Genomic DNA, 23,662 nt, shown 5'->3' with positions numbered 1-23,662 from the left:
CCGGAAGGCACCGAGATGGTGATGCCGGGCGACAACATCACGGTCGATGTCGAGCTGATCGTGCCGATCGCCATGGAAGAGAAGCTGCGCTTCGCTATCCGTGAAGGCGGCCGCACCGTCGGTGCCGGCATCGTCGTCACCATCAAGGAATAATCGAGCCCGGCCTGTGCCGGTCAAGTTCGAAACGGAAAGGGCGGTCCTTGGGGCCGCCCTTTTCTTTTGCCCCCAGAGATCGGTGCTCCGCGTTGTCGCCCGGACCCTGTTGCAAGCCTTTGGACCTCGTCTAGTATAGGTTGCATCAAGGGGCTTTTTCCAGATGGTTCCAGGGCGCCTTTTCCATCGTCGGGCAGCGTGGTCGCTGCGGCTGATCTGCCTCTTGGCGTTGCTTGTCACGGGACGTGCCTTTGCGACGGATACGGCCCCGGATCTCGGTCCGACGATGCAGTTTGGCATTGTCCGCAGCAATGCACCGGGGTGCGAGCCGATCTGCCCGGAGTGGATCTCGGCAGAAGGCTCGATAGAAGCCGGAACGCCGGCTCTGTTCAAACGCATGCTGAAGACGCTTGGCGGGCGAAAGCTGCCTGTTGTCGTCAATTCTCCCGGCGGCAATGTCGAGGCGGCACTGACGCTTGGCCGGCTGATCCGCAAGAAAAAGCTCGATATTGCCATTGGCAAGACGATGTTCTCCGGTTGCCAGCCCGACGCGAAGGGTTGCCAGGATCGTGACAAGAATGGCGCCCGCTACCTAGGCGATGTCATTGACTACGGCGCCATGTGCAATTCCGCCTGTCCGTTGATGTTTGCCGGCGGTATCAGGCGTGTAGCTGGCGAATGGGCCTATCTCGGCGTCCATCAGATCACCACGACCTACATCCGCACGAAATTGCAATACCGGACCACCTACCGCATCGTGGGGGGCAAGAAGAAGGTCCTCAACACAAAGATCGTCAGCCGTAAAAACGCCGGCAGCTACAAGACCTACGAGATGAGCAAGTCGGTCGAGAAAAGGCTGGCGGCCTATCTCAACGAGATGGGCATCGAACAAAGCGTGCTCGAAACGATGAAGGGCACCCCGGCCAGCGACATCCAGCAGATCGGCCTCGACGACATGCTGGCGATGAAGTTGGTCACCAGTGCCGACTCGGTAGGCCTGTTGACCGCCGCCAGCCTGTGCAGGCCGGATCTGTTGGCCGCGAATTGCCTCGAAATACCGGGGAACAAGCCAGCCGATGGCCCGACGGCCGCAGCCAGGCCCACCCCGCCACCGGTGGAGCCCGAGGGGGTGCAGCACGACGAAGACATGCGCTTTGTCGTGGTTCGCGGCAGCAACCCGCTCTGCAATCCCGACTGCCCGGAATGGATTTCGGCGCAAGGCGCGATCACCCCTCGGACCCCGCAGAAGCTGCACCAATTGCTCGCAACGCTCGGCAACCGGCAACTGCCGGTCGTGATCAGCTCAACGGGAGGCGACCTGTTAAGCGCTTTGGCGGCGGGACGGCTTATCCATGAAAAGAAGCTCGACGTCGCCGTTGGCCGCACCGATTTCGTCGGCTGTGACCCGGGCGAGTGGAGTTGCCTGGCCAAAGAGGGCGCCTATGCCGGGCTGAGCACCGATGCGGGCGTGGAGTGCGATTCGGCCTGCGCGCTCATGCTTGCCGGCGGCGTCAGGCGGCTTGTCGGTCCACGGGCGCGGCTTAGCCTGTATCCGATGGGGCAAAAGCAGATGGTCAAGGCCTATCTCGAGGAGATGGCGATCGATCCCGCTCTGTTCACAGCGATCGAGCGGCGCTCGGTCGAGCGCCAACTGGAACCCGACATGATGCTGAAGGTCGGGCTGACGACGAGCCCGCAATCGGTCGACGCGCTGACCGGCGCCACCATCTGCGAGGCGGTGCCGAAACCCGAGAATTGCCGGATCCGGCCTTCCGCCAATGCCGAGGCTGACGCGCCCGCCAAATTGTAGAGCGCGTCGACGTCGGAAACTGGCCATCGAGGCAGGTTGAGGCACTCCCGATTTTTCCGCTATCGTTACTGCTGCGGCGCCGGGGCTGGCGGAGGATCGAGAATGAGCCAGGATATCCCGACACTCTACGAATGGGCCGGCGGCAGCGAGGCCTTGAACCGGCTGACCCAGACTTTCTATGACAAGGTGGCGCAGGACCCGATCGTCGGGCCGGTGTTCAAGACCATGTCGCCGGATCATCCCGCCCATGTCGCGGCCTTCATCGGCGAGGTTTTCGGCGGACCGAAAACCTACAGCGAACAATTTGGCGGCCACCGCGAGATGGTCATGCACCATCTGGGCAAGCATCTGACCGAGGAGCAGCGCCGCCGATGGATCAACCTCCTGGCCGATGCCGCCGACGCGGTCGGCCTGCCCGACGATCCGGAATTCCGTTCGGCCTTCATGGGCTATGTCGAATGGGGATCGCGGCTGGCCAAGATGAATTCCAATCTCGGCGAGACCTGCGATCCTGAGACGGAACCGATGCCGGCCTGGGGCTGGGGCGTGCCGGGCGGCCCCTATCGAGTGCCGGACGCCAAATAGCTCCGACCGTCCCATCGGGAGGTGCGCGAAGAGGGCAGGCGATATCTCTATGAATCGCGCGTCAGCGACTTCAGGCGGGAACTTGAGATCGACCGCGACGGGCTGGTTGTCAGCTATCCCGATTTCTGGCGCAGGGGTTAAGGCGCGTTTGCTTGCAAACCGCTCTTTACAGAGCGTGCGGAAGCTTTTAGGAAGCGCCTGCTGCGCCGACATGCGCACGATACGGGCATAGCTCAGTTGGTAGAGCGGCGGTCTCCAAAACCGCAGGTCGTAGGTTCGAGCCCTGCTGCCCGTGCCATTTCTCGAAATGGCGTTTCAAAACGATATTTCTATGGTCTGCCCTTTGAAAATCGGCGACCCGCTTGCCATATTAGCTCTCTTGGGGCATAAGGGCGCCATAGCCGGGACGGAACGACTGGATGGTTCCGAGGCGGCGTTTGGTCATAAAGCGGACACTTGCCACTTGCGTGGATCAAGAATCGGTTTTATGTAGACGAAACAGACACGCGACGCGTGGAGCTGGGAAGCCGGCTTTACGCGTCTGATTTGCATGGGCGAAATGATTGCGCTGATTCGGCGCGAGATTGGGCTCAGGCGGCACGTCCCGGCCAGCGGGATCATCCAGGAGACCCGGCCAACGGGTCTTGAAGACAGAGCAGCATATGGCTTCGAAAACCACAAATCCTTTCGTCTTTCTGCAGCAGGTCCGCGCGGAGACCGCCAAGGTGACTTGGCCGTCGCGGCGCGAAACGATGATCTCGACGGTGATGGTTCTGGCCTTCGCAGTGATCGCGATGATCTTTTTCTTCACCGCTGATCAGCTCATGGGCCTCGCGGTCGAACAGATTCTGGGCATCGGACGCTAAGTCCGGCGATTACGGAGAAGTCTTAAAATGACCGCGCGCTGGTACATCGTCCACGCCTATTCGAACTTTGAAAAGAAGGTCGCCGAGGATATCGAGAACAAGGCCAAGCAGAAGGGCCTGTCCGCCGATATCCATCAGATCGTGGTTCCGACCGAGAAGGTCGTCGAAGTCCGTCGCGGCCGCAAGGTCGATGCCGAGCGCAAGTTCTTCCCGGGCTATGTGCTGCTGAAGGCCAACCTGACCGACGCTGTGTTCTCGCTGGTCAAGAACACGCCGAAGGTCACAGGCTTCCTGGGCGACTCCAAGCCGGTGCCGATCACCGAGGCGGAAGCGCAGCGCATCCTGAACCAGGTGCAGGAAGGCGTCGAGCGGCCCAAGCCCTCTGTCACGTTCGAGATCGGCGAAGCGATCCGCGTTTCGGATGGTCCCTTTGCGTCGTTCAACGGTTTCGTCCAGGAAGTGGACGAGGAGCGGGCGCGGCTCAAGGTGGAAGTTTCGATCTTCGGGCGCGCTGTGCCTGTCGATCTGGAATTCGGACAGGTCGAAAAGGGCTGATCCGAAATCCTTGTCGCCGGTTTGGCGATCAGGGGAGGCGGCGCGGAAGCGCGGCCTGAGAACGGTGGGAGACGAATGCGGCTTTAGCCGGCCGCATGGATCGCACCACCAGACTGCAACCGCCGGGTTTCCCAGATAGTGGGCCGGCATAGACAAAGGCAGGAAAAGAGATGGCTAAGAAAATTGCAGGCCAGCTCAAGCTCCAGGTGAAAGCGGGATCGGCTACGCCGTCTCCCCCGATCGGCCCGGCGCTTGGTCAGCGTGGCATCAACATCATGGAATTCTGCAAGGCGTTCAACGCGCAGACCCAGGAAATGGAAAAGGGATCGCCGGTTCCGGTCGTCATCACCTACTATCAGGACAAGTCCTTCACCTTCGTCATGAAGACGGCGCCGGTGAGCTACTTCCTGAAGAAGGCGGCAAACCTGACGTCTGGTTCCAAGGAGCCGGGCAAGGTCAAGGCTGGTACGGTTTCGCGTGAAAAGGTCCGCGAGATCGCCACTGCCAAGATGAAGGATCTGAACGCAAACGACGTCGAAGCGGCCATGCGCATGGTCGAGGGCTCCGCCCGCTCGATGGGTCTGGAAGTGGTGGGCTAAGATCATGGCAAAGATTGCAAAGCGTGTATCGAAGACCCGCGAAGGCATCGATCCCAACAAGGCTTATGCCCTGGGTGATGCGCTGAAGCTGCTCAAGGACCGTTCCTCGGTCAAGTTCGACGAGACCATCGAAGTCGCCATGAACCTCGGCGTCGACCCGCGCCATGCCGACCAGATGGTCCGCGGCGTGGTCAACCTGCCGAACGGCACCGGCCGCTCGGTGCGCGTCGCTGTGTTCGCACGCGGCGACAAGGCTGACGAAGCGCGCGCCGCCGGCGCCGACATCGTTGGTGCCGAGGATCTGGTCGACATCGTCCAGAAGGGCACGATCGATTTCGATCGCTGCATCGCCACGCCGGACATGATGCCGCTGGTCGGCCGTCTCGGTAAGGTGCTCGGCCCGCGCGGCATGATGCCGAACCCGAAGGTTGGCACCGTCACCACCGACGTTGCCGCCGCCGTCAAGGCATCGAAGGGCGGCGCAGTCGAGTTCCGCGTCGAGAAGGCCGGCATCGTTCATGCCGGTGTCGGCAAGGTATCGTTCGAGGTCAAGGCTCTGGAAGAGAACATCCGTGCCTTCGCCGACGCCGTGACCAAGGCAAAGCCGGCTGGCGCCAAGGGCAACTACGTCAAGAAGGTGTCGGTCACCTCGACGATGGGCCCGGGCCTCAAGCTCGACGTCGCGACGCTCACAGCGTCCTGATACGAACATTTGGATCGGCCGCTAAAGGGCTGATCCGCAAGTGAATTCCGGGCCTCCGACTTGTCGGCGGCCCGGTACCGGAAGCCGAGAGGTTTCCGGACATCCTGTCCGAGATTGCAGGCGGCCCAGAAGCCTTAATTCGATTTGGGCCTGCATGAGACGGGTGAAGACCGGACAACGGAGCGATTGCTCCAATGAAAGGTTCGAACCGTGTTTGCCTTTTGTCTGCGCATCGCCGGCTTGACTGTCGATGTGGCGAAAGGGGGCAGGATCCTCGAGCGTCGTTCGGGAGATCCGTTACTGGATGGCCCGGCCGACAAAGGCAACCCGACGCCTGTCCCCGTTAGTGGGGCAGGGGTCAACTGGAGATAGGCAGTGGACAGAGCGGAAAAACGCGAACTCGTCACGGGCCTGAACGGTGCGTTCTCGAACGCAGGTTCAGTGGTCGTGGCCCACTACGCCGGTATCACCGTCGCGCAAATGAACGACCTTCGGTCGAAAATGCGCGCCGCCGGTGGCACCGTCAAAGTCGCGAAGAACCGTCTCGCCAAAATCGCTCTTCAGGGCACGGACTCCGCATCGATCATCGAGCTGTTCAAGGGACAGACGCTGATTGCTTATTCGGAGGATCCGATTGCGGCGCCGAAGGTCGCGTCCGATTTCGCCAAGGGAAATGACAAGCTCGTCATTCTCGGCGGCGCAATGGGCACCACCTCGCTCAACGCCGACGGTGTGAAGGCACTCGCCACACTTCCGTCGCTCGATGAGCTGCGCGCCAGGCTGGTTGGCATGATCGCCACGCCGGCAACCCGGATCGCCCAGATCGTCAATGCGCCAGCGGCCTCGGTCGCGCGCGTCATCGGCGCTTACGCCCGGAAGGACGAGGCGGCATGAGGCCGTTCCTCGCTATCACAAACACACGTTCGAACCTTATGAAGGAATACAACAATGGCTGATCTCGCAAAGATCGTAGACGACCTTTCGAAGCTGACCGTCCTCGAGGCGGCCGAGCTGTCGAAGCTTCTGGAAGAAAAGTGGGGCGTTTCCGCCGCTGCTCCGGTGGCTGTTGCCGCCGCTGGCGGTGGTGCGGCCGCTGCTGCTCCGGTCGAGGAAAAGACGGAATTCGACGTCGTCCTCACCGAGGCAGGCGCTCAGAAGATCAACGTCATCAAGGAAGTCCGCGCCATCACCGGTCTTGGCCTCAAGGAAGCCAAGGATCTGGTCGAAGCGGCTCCGAAGCCGGTCAAGGAAGCCGTTTCCAAGGCCGACGCTGACAAGTTCAAGGCCCAGCTGGAAGCAGCCGGCGCCAAGGTCGAACTGAAGTAAGCGTAAAAGCGGCGGGCGGCCTCGCGCCGTCCGCCACTCCCTTCGCTGGAAGGGAGCACGCGCAGCGCGAGACGTACGAGAACCTCTTTCCTGAGGGCCGAAAACCGGCCTTCAGGAAACGGGTTTTCTCCCGTTCTAGCCGGCCGCCGACAGGCGCCGGGAAAACAGACAGAGGGTTGCCGCCAAGGTGGCCCAGCATGCAAGGCGAGCCGCGGCGAGGCTCGTCCCGAGTTTAGAGCTAAGGAGCGACGATGGCCCAGACCCAGACTTTCAATGGCCGCAGACGCGTACGCAAGTTCTTCGGAAAGATCCCGGAAGTTGCGGAGATGCCGAACCTGATCGAGGTTCAGAAGGCATCCTATGACCAGTTCCTGATGGTGGCGGAGCCCAAGGGTGGGCGTCCGGACGAGGGACTGCAGGCCGTTTTCAAGTCGGTCTTCCCGATCTCCGATTTTTCCGGCTCCTCGATGTTGGAGTTCGTGAAGTACGAGTTCGAAGGACCGAAATTCGACGTTGACGAATGCCGTCAGCGCGACCTCACCTATGCCGCGCCGCTTAAGGTGACGCTGCGCCTCATCGTGTTCGATATCGACGAGGATACCGGCGCCAAGTCCATCAAGGACATCAAGGAGCAGGACGTCTACATGGGCGACATGCCGCTCATGACCTTGAACGGTACCTTCATCGTCAACGGCACCGAGCGCGTCATCGTTTCGCAGATGCACCGTTCCCCGGGCGTCTTCTTCGACCATGACAAGGGCAAGTCGCACTCGTCGGGCAAGCTTCTGTTTGCCGCGCGCGTCATTCCTTATCGTGGCTCGTGGCTCGACATCGAGTTCGATTCTAAGGACGTCGTGCACGCCCGCATCGATCGCCGCCGCAAGATTCCGGTGACGTCGCTGCTGATGGCGCTCGGCATGGATGGCGAAGAGATCCTGTCGACCTTCTACAACAAGATCACCTACAAGCGCGCCGGCGACCATTGGCGCATTCCGTTCAACGTCGAGCGTTTCCGCGGCCTCAAGGCTGTCGGCGACCTGGTCGATGCCGATACGGGCGAAGTCGTTGTCGAAGCTGGCAAGAAGATCACCGCACGCCAGGCACGGGCGCTTGGCGAAAAGGGTCTCAAGGCGATCAAGGCGACCGATGAGGATCTGCTCGGCAACTATCTGGCCGAGGACATCGTCAACTACGGCACCGGCGAGATCTTCCTCGAGGCCGGCGACGAGATCGACGAGAAGACGCTGAAGGTTCTGCTCGGCACCGGCGAAGACGAGATCAAGGTTCTCGACATCGACCACGTCAATGTCGGCGCCTATATCCGCAACACGCTCAACGTCGACAAGAACGAGAGCCGCCAGGACGCGCTGTTCGACATCTATCGTGTCATGCGCCCCGGCGAGCCGCCGACGCTCGAAACCGCCGAAGCCATGTTCAACTCGCTGTTCTTCGACAGTGAGCGCTATGATCTGTCGGCCGTTGGCCGCGTCAAGATGAACATGCGTCTCGAGCTCAAGGCCGAGGACACCGTGCGCGTGCTGCGCAAGGACGACATCCTGGCCGTGGTCAGGACGCTGGTCGAACTGCGTGACGGCAAGGGCGAAATCGACGACATCGACAATCTCGGCAACCGCCGCGTGCGTTCGGTCGGCGAGCTGATGGAAAACCAGTACCGCGTCGGCCTGCTGCGTATGGAGCGCGCGATCAAGGAGCGTATGTCCTCGATCGAGATCGACACGGTCATGCCGCAGGACCTGATCAACGCCAAGCCGGCGGCTGCCGCCGTGCGCGAGTTCTTCGGTTCCTCGCAGCTGTCGCAGTTCATGGATCAGACCAACCCGCTGTCGGAGATCACCCACAAGCGTCGCCTCTCGGCGCTTGGACCGGGCGGTCTGACCCGCGAGCGCGCCGGTTTCGAGGTGCGCGACGTGCACCCGACGCATTACGGCCGTATCTGCCCGATCGAAACGCCGGAAGGCCCGAATATCGGTCTGATCAACTCGCTGGCCACTTTCGCGCGCGTCAACAAGTACGGCTTCATCGAGAGCCCGTACCGCAAGATCGTCGACGGCAAGCTGACCAATGACGTCGTCTATCTCTCGGCGATGGAAGAGGCCAAGCACCATGTCGCGCAGGCCAACGCCGAGCTCGACAAGAACGGTGGTTTCGTCGACGAATTCGTCATTTGCCGCAGCGCCGGCGAAGTGATGATGGCGCCGCGCGAAAACGTCGATCTGATGGACGTTTCGCCCAAGCAGATGGTGTCGGTGGCCGCGGCCCTGATCCCGTTCCTGGAAAACGACGACGCCAACCGCGCTCTGATGGGCTCGAACATGCAGCGTCAGGCCGTGCCGCTGGTGCGCGCCGAGGCGCCGTTCGTCGGCACCGGCATGGAGCCGATCGTCGCTCGTGACTCGGGCGCCGCCATCGGCGCCCGCCGCGGCGGCATCGTCGACCAGGTGGACGCGACGCGTATCGTTATCCGCGCCACCGAAGATCTCGATCCGGGCAAGTCCGGCGTCGATATCTACCGGCTGATGAAGTTCCAGCGTTCGAACCAGAACACCTGCATCAACCAGCGTCCACTGGTTCGTATGGGCGACCGGGTCAACAAGGGCGACATCATCGCCGACGGTCCGTCGACCGAGCTCGGTGATCTGGCGCTCGGCCGCAACGTGCTGGTCGCGTTCATGCCGTGGAACGGCTACAACTACGAGGACTCGATCCTCCTGTCCGAACGCATCGTCGCTGATGACGTCTTCACCTCGATCCATATCGAGGAGTTCGAGGTCATGGCGCGCGATACCAAGCTCGGGCCGGAAGAAATCACGCGCGATATCCCGAACGTCTCGGAAGAAGCGCTGAAGAACCTCGACGAAGCCGGCATCGTCTATATCGGTGCGGAAGTTCAGCCGGGCGACATCCTGGTCGGCAAGATCACGCCGAAGGGCGAAAGCCCGATGACGCCGGAAGAGAAGCTTCTGCGCGCCATCTTCGGCGAAAAAGCATCCGACGTGCGCGACACCTCGATGCGCATGCCTCCGGGCACTTTCGGCACCGTCGTCGAGGTGCGCGTGTTCAATCGCCACGGTGTGGAGAAGGACGAGCGCGCCATGGCGATCGAGCGCGAGGAGATCGAACGCCTCGCCAAGGACCGCGACGACGAGCAGGCCATTCTGGACCGTAACGTCTACGCGCGTCTTTCCGACGTGCTCGTCGGCAAGGAAGCGATCGCTGGACCGAAGGGCTTCAAGAAGGGCTCGACGCTGTCCAAGGATACGCTCGACGAATATCCGCGTTCGCAGTGGTGGCAGTTTGCCGTGGAGAACGAAAAGCTCCAGAGCGAACTCGAAGCCCTGCGTGGCCAGTACGACGACTCCAAGAAGGCGCTCGAACAGCGTTTCATGGACAAGGTCGAGAAGGTCCAGCGCGGCGACGAAATGCCTCCGGGCGTCATGAAGATGGTCAAGGTCTTCGTGGCCGTGAAGCGCAAGATGCAGCCCGGCGACAAGATGGCCGGCCGTCACGGCAACAAGGGTGTCGTGTCGCGGATCGTTCCGGTCGAGGACATGCCTTTCCTCGAGGACGGCACGCATGCCGATATCGTGCTCAACCCGCTGGGTGTGCCGAGCCGCATGAATGTCGGCCAGATCCTGGAAACGCATCTGGGCTGGGCTTGCGCTGGCATGGGCAAGAAGATCGGCGAGCTGATCGACGCGTACAAGGTGGCGGGCGACATCAAGCCGCTGCGCAAGACGCTCGAAAGCTTCATCCCGGCCAACGACCGCAACGAGCCGGTCCGCGAGTATGACGACGAGAGCATTGTTCGCCTCAGCGAGCAGATGCGCCGCGGCGTCTCTATCGCGACCCCGGTGTTCGACGGCGCGCACGAGGCTGACATCAACATCATGCTGGAGCAGGCGGGCCTGCACACCAGCGGTCAGTCGCAGCTCTATGACGGACGCACGGGCGAGCCGTTCGATCGCAAGGTGACGATGGGCTATATCTACATGCTCAAGCTTCACCATCTCGTGGACGACAAGATCCACGCGCGTTCGATCGGTCCGTACTCGCTCGTTACCCAGCAGCCGCTGGGCGGCAAGGCGCAGTTCGGTGGCCAGCGCTTCGGCGAGATGGAGGTCTGGGCGCTCGAAGCATACGGCGCCGCCTACACGCTACAGGAAATGCTGACGGTGAAGTCGGACGACGTAGCCGGCCGCACCAAGGTCTACGAGGCGATCGTCAGAGGCGACGACACTTTCGAGGCCGGCATTCCCGAGAGCTTCAACGTTCTCGTCAAGGAAATGCGGTCTCTCGGCCTCAATGTCGAGCTGGAGAACACCAAGCTCGACGACAACCCGATCCGGCTGCCAGACGCAGCTGAGTAGGGCGCGGCCGAGTAAACAAGACGCTCGGTCGCGGAAATCGCGACCGAGCGCACCAAATTCTTCGGCCGGTGGCCGACACAAGACGGCGGGCGTTTGGCCCGCGCTAGATGCAAGGGGTTTTCGAGGACCCCGAAAAGGAGAACGGCATGAACCAAGAGGTCATGAATCTCTTCAATCCGCAGGCGCCTGCGCAGGTGTTCGATTCCATCCGGATATCGCTTGCCAGCCCTGAGAAGATTCTGTCCTGGTCTTTCGGCGAGATCAAGAAGCCGGAGACCATCAACTACCGCACCTTCAAGCCGGAGCGTGACGGTCTGTTCTGCGCGCGCATTTTTGGCCCGATCAAGGACTATGAGTGCCTGTGCGGCAAGTACAAGCGCATGAAGTACAAGGGCGTCATCTGCGAGAAGTGCGGCGTCGAAGTCACGCTGTCGCGCGTTCGCCGCGAGCGCATGGGCCATATCGAACTGGCCGCGCCCGTCGCCCATATCTGGTTCCTGAAGTCGCTGCCGTCGCGCATCGGCACGCTGCTCGACATGACCCTGAAGGACATCGAGCGCGTCCTCTACTTCGAGAACTACATCGTCACCGAACCCGGCCTCACCGCGCTGAAGGAGCACCAGCTGCTCAGCGAGGAAGAGTACATGATCGCCGTCGACGAGTATGGCGAGGACTCGTTCACCGCCATGATCGGCGCCGAGGCCATTCATGACCTCCTGGCCGGCATGGACCTGGAGAAGATCGCCGGCGACCTGCGTTCGGAGCTGGCTTCGACCACCTCCGAGCTGAAGCAGAAGAAGTATCTGAAGCGGCTCAAGGTCGTCGAGAACTTCATGGAATCCGGCAACCGTCCGGAATGGATGATCATGAAGGTGGTTCCGGTGATCCCGCCGGACCTGCGTCCGCTGGTTCCTCTGGATGGTGGACGCTTCGCCACGTCGGATCTGAACGACCTCTATCGTCGCGTCATCAACCGCAACAACCGTCTGAAGCGGCTGATCGAGCTGCGCGCCCCCGGCATCATCGTGCGCAATGAAAAGCGCATGCTGCAGGAAGCCGTCGATGCGCTGTTCGACAACGGCCGTCGCGGCCGCGTCATCACCGGCGCCAACAAGCGCCCGCTGAAGTCGCTGTCCGACATGCTCAAGGGCAAGCAGGGCCGGTTCCGTCAGAACCTGCTCGGCAAGCGCGTCGACTATTCCGGCCGCTCGGTCATCGTGACCGGTCCGGAGCTCAAGCTGCACCAGTGCGGCCTGCCTAAGAAGATGGCGCTCGAACTGTTCAAGCCCTTCATCTACGCCCGTCTCGACGCCAAGGGTTACTCCTCGACCGTCAAACAGGCGAAGAAGCTGGTCGAGAAGGAGCGTCCGGAAGTCTGGGATATCCTCGACGAGGTCATCCGTGAGCATCCGGTGCTGCTGAACCGTGCGCCGACGCTGCACCGTCTCGGCATCCAGGCGTTCGAGCCGATCCTGATCGAAGGCAAGGCGATCCAGCTGCACCCGCTGGTCTGCACGGCCTTCAACGCCGACTTCGACGGCGACCAGATGGCTGTTCACGTGCCGCTGTCGCTGGAAGCGCAGCTTGAAGCCCGCGTGCTGATGATGTCGACCAACAACATCCTGCACCCGGCTTCCGGCGCGCCGATCATCGTGCCGTCGCAGGACATGGTTCTTGGTCTCTATTATCTCTCGATCGTCAACCAGAACGAGCCGGGCGAAGGCATGGTGTTTGCCGACATGGGCGAACTCCAGCACGCGCTCGAGACCAAGGCGGTGACGCTGCACTCGAAGATCAAGGGTCGTTTCCGTACGGTCGACGCCGAAGGCAAGGTCGTGTCGAAGATCCATGACACCACCCCTGGCCGCATGATCATCGGCGAGCTTCTGCCGAAGAACGTCAACGTGCCTTACGAGACCGCCAACCAGGAGATGACCAAGAAGAACATCTCCAAGATGATCGACACCGTCTACCGCCACTGCGGTCAGAAGGAGACGGTCATTTTCTGCGACCGCATCATGGCACTCGGCTTCAGCCATGCCTGCCGCGCCGGCATTTCGTTCGGCAAGGACGACATGCTGATCCCGGACGCCAAGATCAAGCTGGTCTCCGATACCGAGGCTTTGGCCAAGGAGTACGAGCAGCAGTACAATGACGGTCTGATCACGCAGGGCGAGAAGTACAACAAGGTCGTCGACGCCTGGGCCAAGTGCTCGGAAAAGGTCGCCGACGAAATGATGGCCCGCATCAAGGCGGTCGAGTTCGAGGACAATGGCCGTCAAAAGCCGATGAACTCGATCTACATGATGTCGCACTCCGGTGCGCGTGGCTCGCCCACCCAGATGCGTCAGCTTGCCGGCATGCGCGGCCTGATGGCCAAGCCGTCGGGTGAAATCATCGAGACGCCGATCATCTCGAACTTCAAGGAAGGCCTGACCGTGCTCGAGTACTTCAACTCGACCCACGGCGCCCGCAAGGGTCTGGCCGACACCGCCTTGAAGACGGCGAACTCGGGTTACCTCACCCGTCGTCTGGTCGACGTGGCGCAGGATTGCATCGTCAACTCCGTCGACTGCGGCACCGACAAGGGCCTCACCATGCAGCCGATCGTCGATGCCGGTCAGGTCGTCGCATCGGTTGGCCAGCGCGTGCTGGGCCGTACGTCGCTCGACGACATCACCCATCCGGTGTCGGGCGAGATTCTGGTCAAGGCCGGAACGCTGATGGACGAGCGTGACGTGGAACAGATCGAAAAGGCCGGCGTCCAGTCGGTCCGCATCCGCTCGGCACTGACTTGCGAAGTCAGGGTTGGCGTCTGCGCGGTCTGCTACGGTCGCGATCTTGCCCGCGGCACCCCGGTCAACCAGGGTGAAGCTGTCGGCGTCATCGCGGCGCAGTCGATCGGCGAGCCGGGCACGCAGCTCACCATGCGTACCTTCCACATGGGCGGTACCGCGCAGGTGGTGGACAGCTCGTTCCTTGAAGCCTCGTATGAGGGCAAGGTCGAGATCCGCAACCGCAACGTGGTGCGCAACTCCGACGGCCAGCAGATGGTCATGGGCCGCAACATGGCGGTGCTGATCCTCGACGAAGCCGGCAAGGAGCGCGCCTCGCATCGCCTCACCTATGGTTCGCGCATCTTCGTGGACGATGGTGACAAGGTGAAGCGCGGCCAGCGTATCGCCGAGTGGGATCCCTACACCCGTCCAGTCCTCACCGAAATCGAGGGCAGGGTGTCGTACGAGGATCTGGTCGACGGCATTTCTGTTCAGGAAACGGCCGACGAGTCGACCGGCATCACCAAGCGTGAGGTCATCGACTGGCGCTCGACGCCACGCGGCAACGACCTGAAGCCGGCGATTGCCATTCAGGACGCCAAGGGCAAGGTCGGCAAGCTGTCGAAGGGTGGCGACGCCCGCTTCCTGCTCTCGGTCGAGGCCATTCTTTCGGTCGAGCCGGGCTCGCAGGTTCGCCCCGGCGACGTGCTGGCGCGTATTCCGATGGAAAGCGCCAAGACCAAGGACATCACCGGCGGTCTGCCGCGTGTTGCCGAACTGTTCGAGGCACGTCGTCCGAAGGATCACGCCATCATCGCCGAGATCGACGGCACGATCCGCTTCGGCCGCGACTACAAGAACAAGCGTCGCATCATCATCGAGCCGCATGACTCGACGCTTGAGCCGGTCGAATACCTGATCCCGAAGGGCAAGCCGTTCCATCTCCAGGACGGCGACGTCATCGAGAAGGGCGACTACATCCTCGACGGCAATCCGGCGCCGCACGACATCCTGGCGATCAAGGGCGTGGAGGCACTTGCTTCCTACCTCGTCAACGAGATCCAGGAGGTCTACCGTCTGCAGGGCGTGTCGATCAACGACAAGCACATCGAGGTGATCGTTCGCCAGATGCTGCAGAAGGTCGAGATCACGGTGCAGGGCGACTCGACCTACATCCCGGGCGATCATGTCGACGTGATCGAACTGGAAGAGGTCAACGAGCGTCTGGTCGAGGACGGCAAGAAGCCGGCCGAAGGCCTGCCGGTGCTGCTCGGCATCACCAAGGCATCGCTGCAGACGCCGTCCTTCATCTCGGCCGCCTCCTTCCAGGAGACGACCCGAGTGCTGACGGAAGCTGCCGTTGCCGGCAAGACCGACATGCTGCAGGGCTTGAAGGAAAACGTCATCGTCGGCCGGCTGATCCCGGCCGGCACCGGCGGCACGATGAGCCAGATTCGGCGCATCGCCACCTCGCGCGACGAGCTGATCATCGACGAGCGCCGCAAGGCCTCCGGTGTGGAAGTCGCCGAGCCGATGCTGGCCGACATGACAACCGCCGCGCAGTAAGCGCGGCGGCCAAAACAAAAAATAGAGCGGTTCGTCGTTTCGATGAACCGCTCCAGGAATCTCAGGCAACAAGGCCGTCGGGGCAACCCGGCGGCCTATTTCTTTGTGCTATTCGGACAGCCTCTCGAAGCGAAGCAGATCGCCCGGCTGGCAGTCGAGGTAGTCGCAGATGCGCTCCAGCGTATCGAACCGGATACCCTTGACCTTTCCCTGCTTCAAAAGGGAAAGATTGGCCTCGGTGATGCCGACATATTCGGCCAGGTCCTTTGACTTCACGTTTCGTTCGGCGAGGACGACATTGAGCCTGACCCTTATGGGCATGAGCTGATCCTCATCATCAGATGAACTGCGCGTTTTCTTCGGCGAGTGCCGATGCCTCGGCCATGACCCAGGTGATCACCGCGACGATGCAAGCTGCCAGCAAGGCCAGCATCGTGTCGCTGTCGAGGCCGAGCGTCAGCCGGTGCTGGCCGGCAGGCGCGTCCCAGCTCAAGAGAACGGACAATGCCGCCGCCGAAACCGGTTTCAGCAAGGCGGATTCCAGCAGGCCGAGGCCAAAGTATCGCAAATTGCTGATGGCGCCCTGACCGAAGAAGTTTCCGGACGCGAAAGCGCCGAAGCAGCGTCTGGCGGCCATGAGCGCGAAGACGAGGCAGGCAAGCGGCACGAACGAGATCGCGAACCCGATCAGTCTTCGACCGAGGCCAAGCTCGCTCAGCCATTCCTGTGGGATCTGCGCATCGGCCGCGATCGAACCGGCGGAGACGCTGAGCCAGTAGAACAGCAGACCAACGGTCAACAGCATGGCGAGGACGACAAAACATCTCGCCAGCACCAGGCTGAAAAGGCGGATGCGTTTCAATCTGGCCTGGCGGTCAGGATCGGCGGCGGCAGCCGTGATGACAGGTTCAATCATTGGCAACATCGCTCCATCGAAAGAAATTATCGTTTTACAATAATTAATTTATGCACAATGATGATTCTTGTCAATTCCACCTCATAGGAGAAACCTATGCCTTCGTTCAAACGCGAGATTGCCGTGGCCGCCATTGTTGTTGTGACGGCGTTCATGACGCCTTTTGCTGCCGTCGCCCTTCCATCGACCGCGACAGGTCGGATATCGGTGGGGCAGGTGATGGAGATGCTCGACAAGGCCGGTACGAGCCCGATCGCCAGGCAAACGCTCGTTGCCTATGTCGCCGGCGTCGGCGAAGCCGCCGGCGTGATCGTCGACACGATCGGCAAGGGTGGCCCCGTTTCCTGCAAGAGTTCTTTCAGCCTGGATACGGGCGCGGTGCGCGCCGCCCTTGAAGCGGGCGCGCCCCGTCAGGGCGACTGGTCCCAGACACCGGCCACGCCATTGATCATAGCCGACATGGTCAGGCGTGCCGGTTGCAGGACCAAGATTTGATTCAAGCGATCCGCTGGATCCCAGTCGCGCGACAATCCGGTCGCGCGACCATTCCCGGCCTGCGACCCCCGCGAGCTGTCAGCGACTGCGGTTCCGGTATCAGAATTCAGTCGAAAAACGCTTCGACCACGTTGCGCTTGCCGAGCATGAAGGCATCGGCGACGTGCTGCAGCGGGGCGAGGTCGACATCGGAGACGCCGGCTCGCACGATTTCGGCAAAGCGTTTGTAGAGCATCGGGTACTCGGCCTCCGGCTCGTCATGAACCACCTTGCCGTCGATGGCGAGCTTTGTGCCGCCGCCCGACAGCACCATTGCGCCCTTGTCGGTGTCGGCCAGGATGTCCCAGCTTTGCGGGCCGGTCTGCAGCCAGTCGAGATCCATGGTCACCGGCAGCCCGTTCGAGGTGCGGAAGGCGACGCGCGCGGCAACCGGAGATGCGCGGTTTTCGGGGAAATCCAGAACCGCCGAAGTGATGAACATCGGCGGCAGGATATGGGTGGCAATCGACAGCGCGTTGATGCCGGGATCGAAGACGCCAAAACCGCCGGGAGCCCAGATCCACTCCTGGTTCGGATGCCAGCGGCGCACGTCTTCCTTCCAGTTGATGGCGGCCGACCTGATCTTGGTCGAGTTCAGGAAGGCACGGGCGGCCTCCACCGCCGGCGCATAGCGCGAGTGCCAGCTGGCAAACAGCGAGACGCCGTTCTGCACGGCCAATGCCTTGAGGTCTTCGACCTCGCTGACAGTGGCGCCTGGCGGCTTTTCCAGGAATACATGCTTCTTCGCCATCAGCGCCGTCCGCGCCGCATCGTAGCGGAACTGCGGCGGCATGCAGAGCGATACGGCCTCGAGGTCGGGCACGGCGTCGAGCATGGCTTCGATGGTGGGGAAATTCGGGATGTTTTCCACCTTGCCATGCCGGCTGGCAGCCGCGGTGAGGCGATAGTTCGGGTCTTTCGCCAGGGCCGGCAGGTGCTGGTCGCGGACGATCTTGCCGACGCCGACGATGCCTATCTTGATGGGCTGGGACACGGCCGCTCCGTCTGTTTGTTGAGTGATGAAGAGCGTTTCTTATCAGAACACTTGCCCCGGGCAAGCCGGAGCCGGCAAGCTGACGCCGAAAGGTCAGCCCCAGCTTTCCTCGAACTGCAGCGCCAGCCTTTCGCCGGCCAGAAAAGCCTCGATGGCTGCTTCGAACGGTGAGGGGTCGAGGCCGTTCGCGCCCAGCCAGTCGTCGGAATAATAGGTGTTGGCATAGCGGTCGCCGGAATCGCAGATCAGCGTCACCAGCGAGCCGGCCTTTCTCGCCTCAACCATGCGCGCTGCCTGAAAGCACATAGCGACGAAGTTGGTGCCGGTCGACCCGCCGACACGGCGGCCGAGTTGGCGCGACAGCACCCGCATCGCCGCCAGCGACACTGCGTCCGGCACCCGCAGCATGTGATCGATGACGCCGGACACGAAGGATGGTTCGACGCGCGGCCGGCCGATGCCCTCGATGCGCGACGGCTGCTCGCAGCGACAGTCACGGTCATGCGTGGCAAAGCTGTCGAAGAAGGCCGAACGCTCGACGTCGGCGACCGAAAGCCGCGTTGCATGCCGCTTGTAGCGCAGATAGCGGCCGATCGTGGCGGTGGTACCGCCGGTGCCGGCGCTCATGACGATCCAGGTCGGGATCGGATGCTGCTCTTCGCGCATCTGCCCGAAGATGGAATCGGCGATGTTGTTGTTGCCGCGCCAGTCGGTGGCGCGTTCGGCATGGGTGAACTGGTCCATGAAATGACCGCCTAGCCGCGCCGCCAGTTCCGCCGACTCGGCATAGATGCGCCGGCCGTCGTCGATGAAATGGCACTTGCCGCCATAGTGCTCGATCGCGGTGATCTTTTCGCGCGAGGTCGATCGCGGCATCACGGCATAGAACGGCACACCGATCATGCGGGCGAAATAGGCTTCCGACACCGCCGTCGAGCCCGATGACGCTTCGATCACCGGCGAGCCTTCACGGATGAGGCCGTTGCACAGCGCATAGAGAAACAGCGAACGCGCCAGCCGATGCTTCAGGCTGCCGGTTGGATGGGTGGATTCGTCCTTGAGGTAGAAGTCGATGCCAGCCAGTGCCGGCAGATCCAGCTTCCAGAGGTGCGTATCGGCCGAGCGGTGCTGGTCGGCTTCGATCGCGGCGACCGCCCGGTCGGCCCAGTCCCGGGATGCAGGTCCAACAGCTTTTGATCCTGCCATGATCGGCGCCCTGGTTTCAGATCGGCACGTCGAAGGTAACGATCGACACTTCGCCTTCGAGCGCGCCCTGGAAGGCGGAGATATGCGGCTCTTCGTCGGGTATGCCGTCCATGTCGCCGATCTGGTCGAGTTCGGCCTCGGCGTAACCTTCCGCGGCAAGCGATTCGAGTGCCCGGCGCACTGCCGAATCGTCGTCGGGCGCGACCAGCATCACATGCACGCCTTCCGGTTTGCCGCCCTTTTTCTTCCACACCCGACCGGTGATGATGGTGACCGGGCGCTCTTCATTGTCGTTCACGGGTCGATTCCTCTTGGCAATGTGTGGGCGGGCGAGGGGATTTTGACTGCTCATGCGGCCTTTTCGCATGAAGAGGGGCCGCGCAACAGCGCAAACCTGGTCACTTTCTTCCTCGCTCTTGCAAAATTGCGAAAGAAAATTACATGCGTTTTTCACATGGCTGCCAAGCCCTGGCCGGCGCGCAATATTTGCTGCTCCGGGCTTGACGGTTCGTGGGCTTGCTAGTAGAAGCCGGCCAGTCAGAACCGATGTGAGGCTCTCCCTTCCGAAGCGACACGCTTTGGAGTTTGCCTCAAACAGGGTTCGTTTTACGAGCGAAAAGACATTTCCGGCGTGCACGAAGCGGCTTCCGCTTCCTCTGCCATTTGTTCGGGCAAGACCGCGAGGCGCGGTTTGTGGCCCGAATTTGCGTATGGAAATGACGCTTTGAGCGGCCCTGACCGGGCGAGACACGGAATTGAGAGACAAGAGGGTTTAATGCCTACCGTCAACCAGCTGATCCGCAAGCCGCGCATTGCGCCGGTGAAGCGCAACAAGGTCCCGGCCATGCAGCAGAACCCGCAGAAGCGGGGCGTCTGCACGCGCGTCTATACAACGACGCCGAAGAAGCCGAACTCGGCGCTGCGCAAGGTGGCCAAGATCCGCCTGACCAATGGTTTTGAAGTGATCGGGTACATCCCCGGCGAAGGCCACAACCTTCAGGAACACTCCGTGGTGATGATCCGCGGCGGCCGCGTCAAGGATCTTCCGGGCGTTCGCTACCACATCATCCGCGGCGTGCTCGACACGCAGGGTGTGAAGAATCGCAAGCAGCGCCGTTCGAAGTACGGCGCCAAGCGTCCGAAGTAAGATTTTCCGGCCTTGGCGCTCCTTGAGTGCGTCGGGCTATGAGATTGAGAGACAAAAGCCATGTCGCGTCGTCACAGTGCAGAAAAGCGTGAGATCAATCCGGACCCGAAGTTCGGCGATCTGATCGTCACCAAGTTCATGAACGCCGTCATGTATGACGGTAAGAAGTCGGTCGCCGAGACCATTGTCTACGGCGCGCTCGATCAGGTTCAGTCGAAGACCAAGCAGGAGCCGGTCACCGTCTTCCATCAGGCGCTCGACAATGTTGCGCCGCATGTGGAAGTGCGTTCGCGTCGTGTCGGCGGTGCCACCTACCAGGTTCCGGTCGACGTGCGCCCCGAGCGCCGTCAGGCATTGGCCATTCGCTGGCTGATCGCGGCGGCCCGCAACCGCAACGAGACCACGATGGTTGACCGCCTCTCTGGCGAGCTGATGGACGCGGCCAACAACCGCGGCACGGCCGTCAAGAAGCGTGAAGACACCCACAAGATGGCTGAAGCCAACCGCGCTTTCGCGCACTACCGCTGGTAAAGCGCGAACGAGACTGAGAGGCAGCTACGATGGCCCGCGAATACAAAATCGAAGACTACCGCAATTTCGGTATCATGGCGCATATTGACGCCGGCAAGACGACGACCACCGAGCGCGTCCTCTATTACACGGGCAAGTCGCACAAGATCGGCGAAGTCCACGACGGCGCAGCCACCATGGATTGGATGGAGCAGGAGCAGGAGCGCGGCATCACCATCACGTCCGCCGCGACCACGACCTTCTGGAAGGGTCGCAGCGGCAAGATGTACCGCTTCAACATCATCGACACCCCCGGCCACGTCGACTTCACCATTGAAGTCGAGCGTTCGCTGCGCGTTCTCGACGGCGCCATCGCGCTGCTCGATGCCAATGCCGGTGTCGAGCCGCAGACAGAGACCGTCTGGCGTCAGGCCGACAAGTATCGCGTTCCGCGCATGATCTTCTGCAACAAGATGGACAAGATCGGCGCTGACTTCTACCGCTCGGTCGAGATGATCGGTTCGCGCCTAGGTGCACATGCCGTCGTCATGCAGCTGCCGATCGGCGCCGAGACCGAGTTCAAGGGCGTCGTCGACCTCGTCGAGATGAACGCGCTGGTCTGGCGCGACGAGACGCTGGGCGCTGCCTGGGACATCGTCGAGATCCCGGACGACCTCAAGGCTCGTGCCGAAGAATACCGCGAGAAGATGATCGAGGCCGCCGTCGAAATGGACGAGACGGCGCTTGAGAATTACCTCGAAGGCAAGATGCCGTCGAATGACGAGATCCGCGCGCTGATCCGCAAGGGCACCATTGCGGTCAAGTTCTACCCGATGTTCTGCGGCTCGGCCTTCAAGAACAAGGGCGTGCAGCCGCTGCTCGACGCCGTCGTCGAATATCTGCCGTCGCCGGCCGATGTTCCCGCCATCAAGGGCGTCGATGCCAAGACCGACGCCGAGATCGAGCGTCATGCCGACGACAACGAGCCGCTGTCGATGCTCGCCTTCAAGATCATGAACGACCCGTTCGTCGGTTCGCTGACCTTTGCCCGCATCTATTCGGGCAAGCTCACCAAGGGCATCTCGGTCGACAACACCGTGAAGGGCAAGAAAGAGCGCATCGGCCGCATGCTGCAGATGCATGCGAACTCGCGCGCCGACGTCGAAGAGGCTTTTGCCGGCGACATCGTTGCTCTTGCCGGTCTCAAGGACACGACCACCGGCGACACGCTCAGTGATCCGCTGCATCCGGTCATCCTTGAGCGCATGGAATTCCCAGATCCGGTCATCCAGATCGCCATCGAGCCGAAGACCAAGAACGACCAGGAAAAGATGGGCCTCGCCCTTCACCGCCTGGCCGCCGAGGATCCGTCCTTCCGCGTCAAGACCGATGAGGAAAGCGGCCAGACCATCATTTCCGGCATGGGCGAACTTCACCTCGACATCATCGTCGACCGCATGCGTCGCGAGTTCAAGGTCGAGGCCAATGTCGGCGCGCCGCAGGTGGCTTATCGCGAGACGATCACCCGCAGGCACGAGCAGGATTACACGCACAAGAAGCAGACCGGCGGTACCGGTCAGTTCGCTCGCGTCAAGATCGTCTTCGAGCCGAACCCGGACAGCAGCGAGTTCGAGTTCGATACCAAGATCGTCGGCGGCGCCGTGCCGAAGGAATACATCCCGGGTGTCGAAAAGGGCATCAACAGCGTCATGACCTCGGGTCCGTTCGCGGGCTTCCCGATGATCGGCGTCAAGGCGACGCTGATCGATGGCGCCTACCACGATGTCGACTCCAGCGTTCTGGCCTTCGAAATCGCCGGCCGCGCCTGCTTCCGTGAAGCCGCACCCAAGCTTGGCGTGCAGCTGCTCGAGCCGATCATGAAGGTCGAAGTCGTGACGCCGGAAGACTATGTCGGCAGCGTCATTGGCGATCTGAACGGTCGTCGTGGCCAGATCCAGGGTCAGGAAGCGCGTGGCGTTGCAGTGGTCATCAACGCGATGGTGCCGCTCGCCAACATGTTCAAGTATGTCGACAATTTGCGCTCGATGAGCCAGGGCCGTGCGGCCTACACGATGCAGTTCGATCACTACGAGCCGGTCCCTACTGCGGTGGCCCAGGAAGTCCAGAAGAAATACGCGTAAGGGTTCTTTAGCCACCGGGTCGCGTCCTTTGCGCGGCGCCGGATCTGAAGAGCGAATAACAATTTCCCCCAAGCGGGTAGAATAGACGGAGAACGATTATGGCCAAAGGTAAATTCGAGCGTAACAAGCCTCACGTGAACATCGGCACGATTGGCCACGTCGACCATGGCAAGACGTCGCTGACGGCGGCGATCACCAAGTATTTTGGCGAATACAAGCGCTATGACCAGATCGACGCTGCCCCTGAAGAAAAGGCGCGCGGCATCACGATCTCGACGGCGCACGTCGAATACGAGACGGCCAACCGCCACTACGCTCACGTCGACTGCCCCGGCCACGCCGACTATGTGAAGAACATGATCACCGGTGCCGCGCAGATGGACGGCGCGATCCTGGTCGTGTCGGCTGCCGACGGCCCGATGCCGCAGACCCGCGAGCACATCCTGCTTGCCCGTCAGGTCGGCGTGCCGTCGATCGTGGTGTTCCTGAACAAGGTCGACCAGGTCGACGACGCGGAGCTGCTCGAACTGGTCGAGCTCGAGGTTCGCGAGCTTCTGACCAAGAACGAGTTCCCCGGCGACGACATTCCGATCGTCAAGGGTTCGGCTCTGGCTGCTTTGGAAGATTCGGACAAGAAGATCGGCGAAGACGCGATCCGCGAGCTGATGGCTGCGGTCGATGCCTACATCCCGACGCCTGTTCGTCCGCTTGACAAGCCGTTCCTGATGCCGATCGAAGACGTGTTCTCGATCTCGGGCCGCGGCACGGTCGTGACCGGCCGCGTCGAGCGTGGCATTGTCAAGGTTGGCGAGGAACTCGAGATCATCGGCATCCGTCCGACGACCAAGACGACCTGCACGGGCGTCGAGATGTTCCGCAAGCTGCT

General features: G+C 61.8%; 22 protein-coding genes and 1 tRNA gene. 18 read left to right on the top strand and 5 right to left on the bottom strand.

Annotated elements, in window-relative coordinates; translation table 11 throughout:
- The 13 genes from C8D77_RS36115 to rpoC form a co-directional block, all read left to right on the top strand.
- The coding region (locus tag C8D77_RS36115; protein ID WP_477278374.1) for an EF-Tu C-terminal domain-related protein at window positions 1-153 on the top strand (153 nt) is incomplete at its 5' end.
- A 163-nt stretch (window positions 154-316) separates the two neighbouring features.
- Window positions 317-1,963 (top strand): COG3904 family protein, encoded by a 1,647-nt coding sequence (locus C8D77_RS36110; protein WP_109672645.1) that lies wholly within the window; start codon window positions 317-319, stop codon window positions 1,961-1,963.
- 102 nt (window positions 1,964-2,065) lie between these two features.
- Window positions 2,066-2,548: a group II truncated hemoglobin gene (locus C8D77_RS36105; protein ID WP_109672643.1), complete on the top strand. Its 483-nt coding sequence runs from the start codon at window positions 2,066-2,068 to the stop codon at window positions 2,546-2,548.
- A gap of 21 nt (window positions 2,549-2,569) precedes the next feature.
- Window positions 2,570-2,689, top strand: a complete 120-nt coding sequence (locus C8D77_RS36100) for a putative glycolipid-binding domain-containing protein (RefSeq protein ID WP_245951971.1) — start codon at window positions 2,570-2,572, stop codon at window positions 2,687-2,689.
- An 81-nt stretch (window positions 2,690-2,770) separates the two neighbouring features.
- Window positions 2,771-2,846, top strand: a tRNA-Trp gene (locus C8D77_RS36095).
- A gap of 364 nt (window positions 2,847-3,210) precedes the next feature.
- Entirely contained in the window at window positions 3,211-3,414 is a 204-nt protein-coding gene (secE, locus tag C8D77_RS36090; RefSeq protein WP_013531408.1) for a preprotein translocase subunit SecE, read from the top strand.
- A 27-nt stretch (window positions 3,415-3,441) separates the two neighbouring features.
- Window positions 3,442-3,969: a transcription termination/antitermination protein NusG gene (gene nusG / locus C8D77_RS36085; protein WP_013531409.1), complete on the top strand. Its 528-nt coding sequence runs from the start codon at window positions 3,442-3,444 to the stop codon at window positions 3,967-3,969.
- A gap of 170 nt (window positions 3,970-4,139) precedes the next feature.
- Window positions 4,140-4,568, top strand: a complete 429-nt coding sequence (gene rplK, locus C8D77_RS36080) for a 50S ribosomal protein L11 (RefSeq protein WP_056590915.1) — start codon at window positions 4,140-4,142, stop codon at window positions 4,566-4,568.
- Window positions 4,569-4,572: 4 nt separating this feature from the next.
- Complete coding sequence (rplA, locus tag C8D77_RS36075; RefSeq protein WP_109672641.1) at window positions 4,573-5,271, top strand: 50S ribosomal protein L1; 699 nt, start codon at window positions 4,573-4,575, stop codon at window positions 5,269-5,271.
- 375 nt (window positions 5,272-5,646) lie between these two features.
- Entirely contained in the window at window positions 5,647-6,165 is a 519-nt protein-coding gene (gene rplJ, locus C8D77_RS36070) for a 50S ribosomal protein L10 (RefSeq protein ID WP_013531412.1), read from the top strand.
- Window positions 6,166-6,219: 54 nt separating this feature from the next.
- Window positions 6,220-6,597, top strand: coding sequence for a 50S ribosomal protein L7/L12 (gene rplL, locus C8D77_RS36065; protein WP_027038853.1), 378 nt, complete (start codon window positions 6,220-6,222; stop codon window positions 6,595-6,597).
- 251 nt (window positions 6,598-6,848) lie between these two features.
- The gene (rpoB, locus tag C8D77_RS36060) at window positions 6,849-10,985 is read left to right on the top strand and encodes a DNA-directed RNA polymerase subunit beta (protein ID WP_056590924.1); all 4,137 of its coding nucleotides are present in this window, start codon (window positions 6,849-6,851) and stop codon (window positions 10,983-10,985) included.
- 146 nt (window positions 10,986-11,131) lie between these two features.
- Entirely contained in the window at window positions 11,132-15,328 is a 4,197-nt protein-coding gene (rpoC, locus tag C8D77_RS36055) for a DNA-directed RNA polymerase subunit beta' (RefSeq protein ID WP_024505639.1), read from the top strand.
- Between the two features lie 108 nt (window positions 15,329-15,436).
- Here rpoC and C8D77_RS36050 read toward each other — a convergent pair whose 3' ends face one another.
- Both C8D77_RS36050 and C8D77_RS36045 read right to left on the bottom strand, forming a co-directional pair.
- A complete protein-coding gene (locus tag C8D77_RS36050; protein ID WP_109672639.1) occupies window positions 15,437-15,649 on the bottom strand; it encodes a helix-turn-helix domain-containing protein in 213 nt (70 codons plus the stop codon).
- 16 nt (window positions 15,650-15,665) lie between these two features.
- Entirely contained in the window at window positions 15,666-16,244 is a 579-nt protein-coding gene (locus C8D77_RS36045; protein WP_109672636.1) for a DUF2975 domain-containing protein, read from the bottom strand.
- Between the two features lie 96 nt (window positions 16,245-16,340).
- Here C8D77_RS36045 and C8D77_RS36040 point away from each other — a divergent pair, with 96 nt between their 5' ends.
- Window positions 16,341-16,739, top strand: coding sequence for a chlorophyllide reductase (locus C8D77_RS36040; protein ID WP_109672634.1), 399 nt, complete (start codon window positions 16,341-16,343; stop codon window positions 16,737-16,739).
- A gap of 106 nt (window positions 16,740-16,845) precedes the next feature.
- On the opposite strand, the gene C8D77_RS36035 is transcribed toward C8D77_RS36040, so the two are convergent.
- From C8D77_RS36035 to C8D77_RS36025, 3 genes are all read right to left on the bottom strand, one after another.
- The gene (locus tag C8D77_RS36035; RefSeq protein ID WP_109672632.1) at window positions 16,846-17,772 is read right to left on the bottom strand and encodes a Gfo/Idh/MocA family protein; all 927 of its coding nucleotides are present in this window, start codon (window positions 17,770-17,772) and stop codon (window positions 16,846-16,848) included.
- Window positions 17,773-17,865: 93 nt separating this feature from the next.
- Window positions 17,866-18,978, bottom strand: a complete 1,113-nt coding sequence (locus tag C8D77_RS36030; protein WP_109672630.1) for a PLP-dependent cysteine synthase family protein — start codon at window positions 18,976-18,978, stop codon at window positions 17,866-17,868.
- A gap of 16 nt (window positions 18,979-18,994) precedes the next feature.
- Complete coding sequence (locus tag C8D77_RS36025) at window positions 18,995-19,276, bottom strand: transcriptional regulator (RefSeq protein WP_013531420.1); 282 nt, start codon at window positions 19,274-19,276, stop codon at window positions 18,995-18,997.
- Between the two features lie 477 nt (window positions 19,277-19,753).
- Here C8D77_RS36025 and rpsL point away from each other — a divergent pair, with 477 nt between their 5' ends.
- The 4 genes from rpsL to C8D77_RS36005 all read left to right on the top strand — a co-directional run.
- Entirely contained in the window at window positions 19,754-20,125 is a 372-nt protein-coding gene (gene rpsL / locus C8D77_RS36020; protein ID WP_006333356.1) for a 30S ribosomal protein S12, read from the top strand.
- A 60-nt stretch (window positions 20,126-20,185) separates the two neighbouring features.
- Window positions 20,186-20,656 carry a 30S ribosomal protein S7 gene (gene rpsG / locus C8D77_RS36015; RefSeq protein WP_008875664.1) on the top strand — a complete coding sequence of 157 codons (471 nt, stop codon included), beginning with the start codon at window positions 20,186-20,188 and terminating at the stop codon, window positions 20,654-20,656.
- A gap of 29 nt (window positions 20,657-20,685) precedes the next feature.
- A complete protein-coding gene (fusA, locus tag C8D77_RS36010) occupies window positions 20,686-22,776 on the top strand; it encodes an elongation factor G (protein ID WP_109672628.1) in 2,091 nt (696 codons plus the stop codon).
- A 98-nt stretch (window positions 22,777-22,874) separates the two neighbouring features.
- Window positions 22,875-23,662, top strand: a 788-nt coding sequence (locus C8D77_RS36005; RefSeq protein WP_109671751.1) for an elongation factor Tu, incomplete at its 3' end; no start/stop codon positions are given.

It is taken from the genome of Mesorhizobium loti, assembly GCF_003148495.1.
Classification (GTDB): Bacteria; Pseudomonadota; Alphaproteobacteria; order Rhizobiales; family Rhizobiaceae; genus Mesorhizobium; species Mesorhizobium loti.
This window is presented reverse-complemented; position numbering and strand designations above follow the sequence as displayed.

Coding starts and splice junctions, on each gene's coding strand:
- C8D77_RS36110 (WP_109672645.1), top strand. CDS start 317: ATGGTTCCAGGGCGCCTTTTCCATCGTCGGGCAGCGTGGTCGCTGCGG.
- C8D77_RS36105 (WP_109672643.1), top strand. CDS start 2,066: ATGAGCCAGGATATCCCGACACTCTACGAATGGGCCGGCGGCAGCGAG.
- secE (WP_013531408.1), top strand. CDS start 3,211: ATGGCTTCGAAAACCACAAATCCTTTCGTCTTTCTGCAGCAGGTCCGC.
- nusG (WP_013531409.1), top strand. CDS start 3,442: ATGACCGCGCGCTGGTACATCGTCCACGCCTATTCGAACTTTGAAAAG.
- rplK (WP_056590915.1), top strand. CDS start 4,140: ATGGCTAAGAAAATTGCAGGCCAGCTCAAGCTCCAGGTGAAAGCGGGA.
- rplA (WP_109672641.1), top strand. CDS start 4,573: ATGGCAAAGATTGCAAAGCGTGTATCGAAGACCCGCGAAGGCATCGAT.
- rplL (WP_027038853.1), top strand. CDS start 6,220: ATGGCTGATCTCGCAAAGATCGTAGACGACCTTTCGAAGCTGACCGTC.
- rpoB (WP_056590924.1), top strand. CDS start 6,849: ATGGCCCAGACCCAGACTTTCAATGGCCGCAGACGCGTACGCAAGTTC.
- rpoC (WP_024505639.1), top strand. CDS start 11,132: ATGAACCAAGAGGTCATGAATCTCTTCAATCCGCAGGCGCCTGCGCAG.
- C8D77_RS36050 (WP_109672639.1), bottom strand. CDS start 15,649: ATGCCCATAAGGGTCAGGCTCAATGTCGTCCTCGCCGAACGAAACGTG.
- C8D77_RS36045 (WP_109672636.1), bottom strand. CDS start 16,244: ATGATTGAACCTGTCATCACGGCTGCCGCCGCCGATCCTGACCGCCAG.
- C8D77_RS36040 (WP_109672634.1), top strand. CDS start 16,341: ATGCCTTCGTTCAAACGCGAGATTGCCGTGGCCGCCATTGTTGTTGTG.
- C8D77_RS36030 (WP_109672630.1), bottom strand. CDS start 18,978: ATGGCAGGATCAAAAGCTGTTGGACCTGCATCCCGGGACTGGGCCGAC.
- rpsL (WP_006333356.1), top strand. CDS start 19,754: ATGCCTACCGTCAACCAGCTGATCCGCAAGCCGCGCATTGCGCCGGTG.
- rpsG (WP_008875664.1), top strand. CDS start 20,186: ATGTCGCGTCGTCACAGTGCAGAAAAGCGTGAGATCAATCCGGACCCG.
- fusA (WP_109672628.1), top strand. CDS start 20,686: ATGGCCCGCGAATACAAAATCGAAGACTACCGCAATTTCGGTATCATG.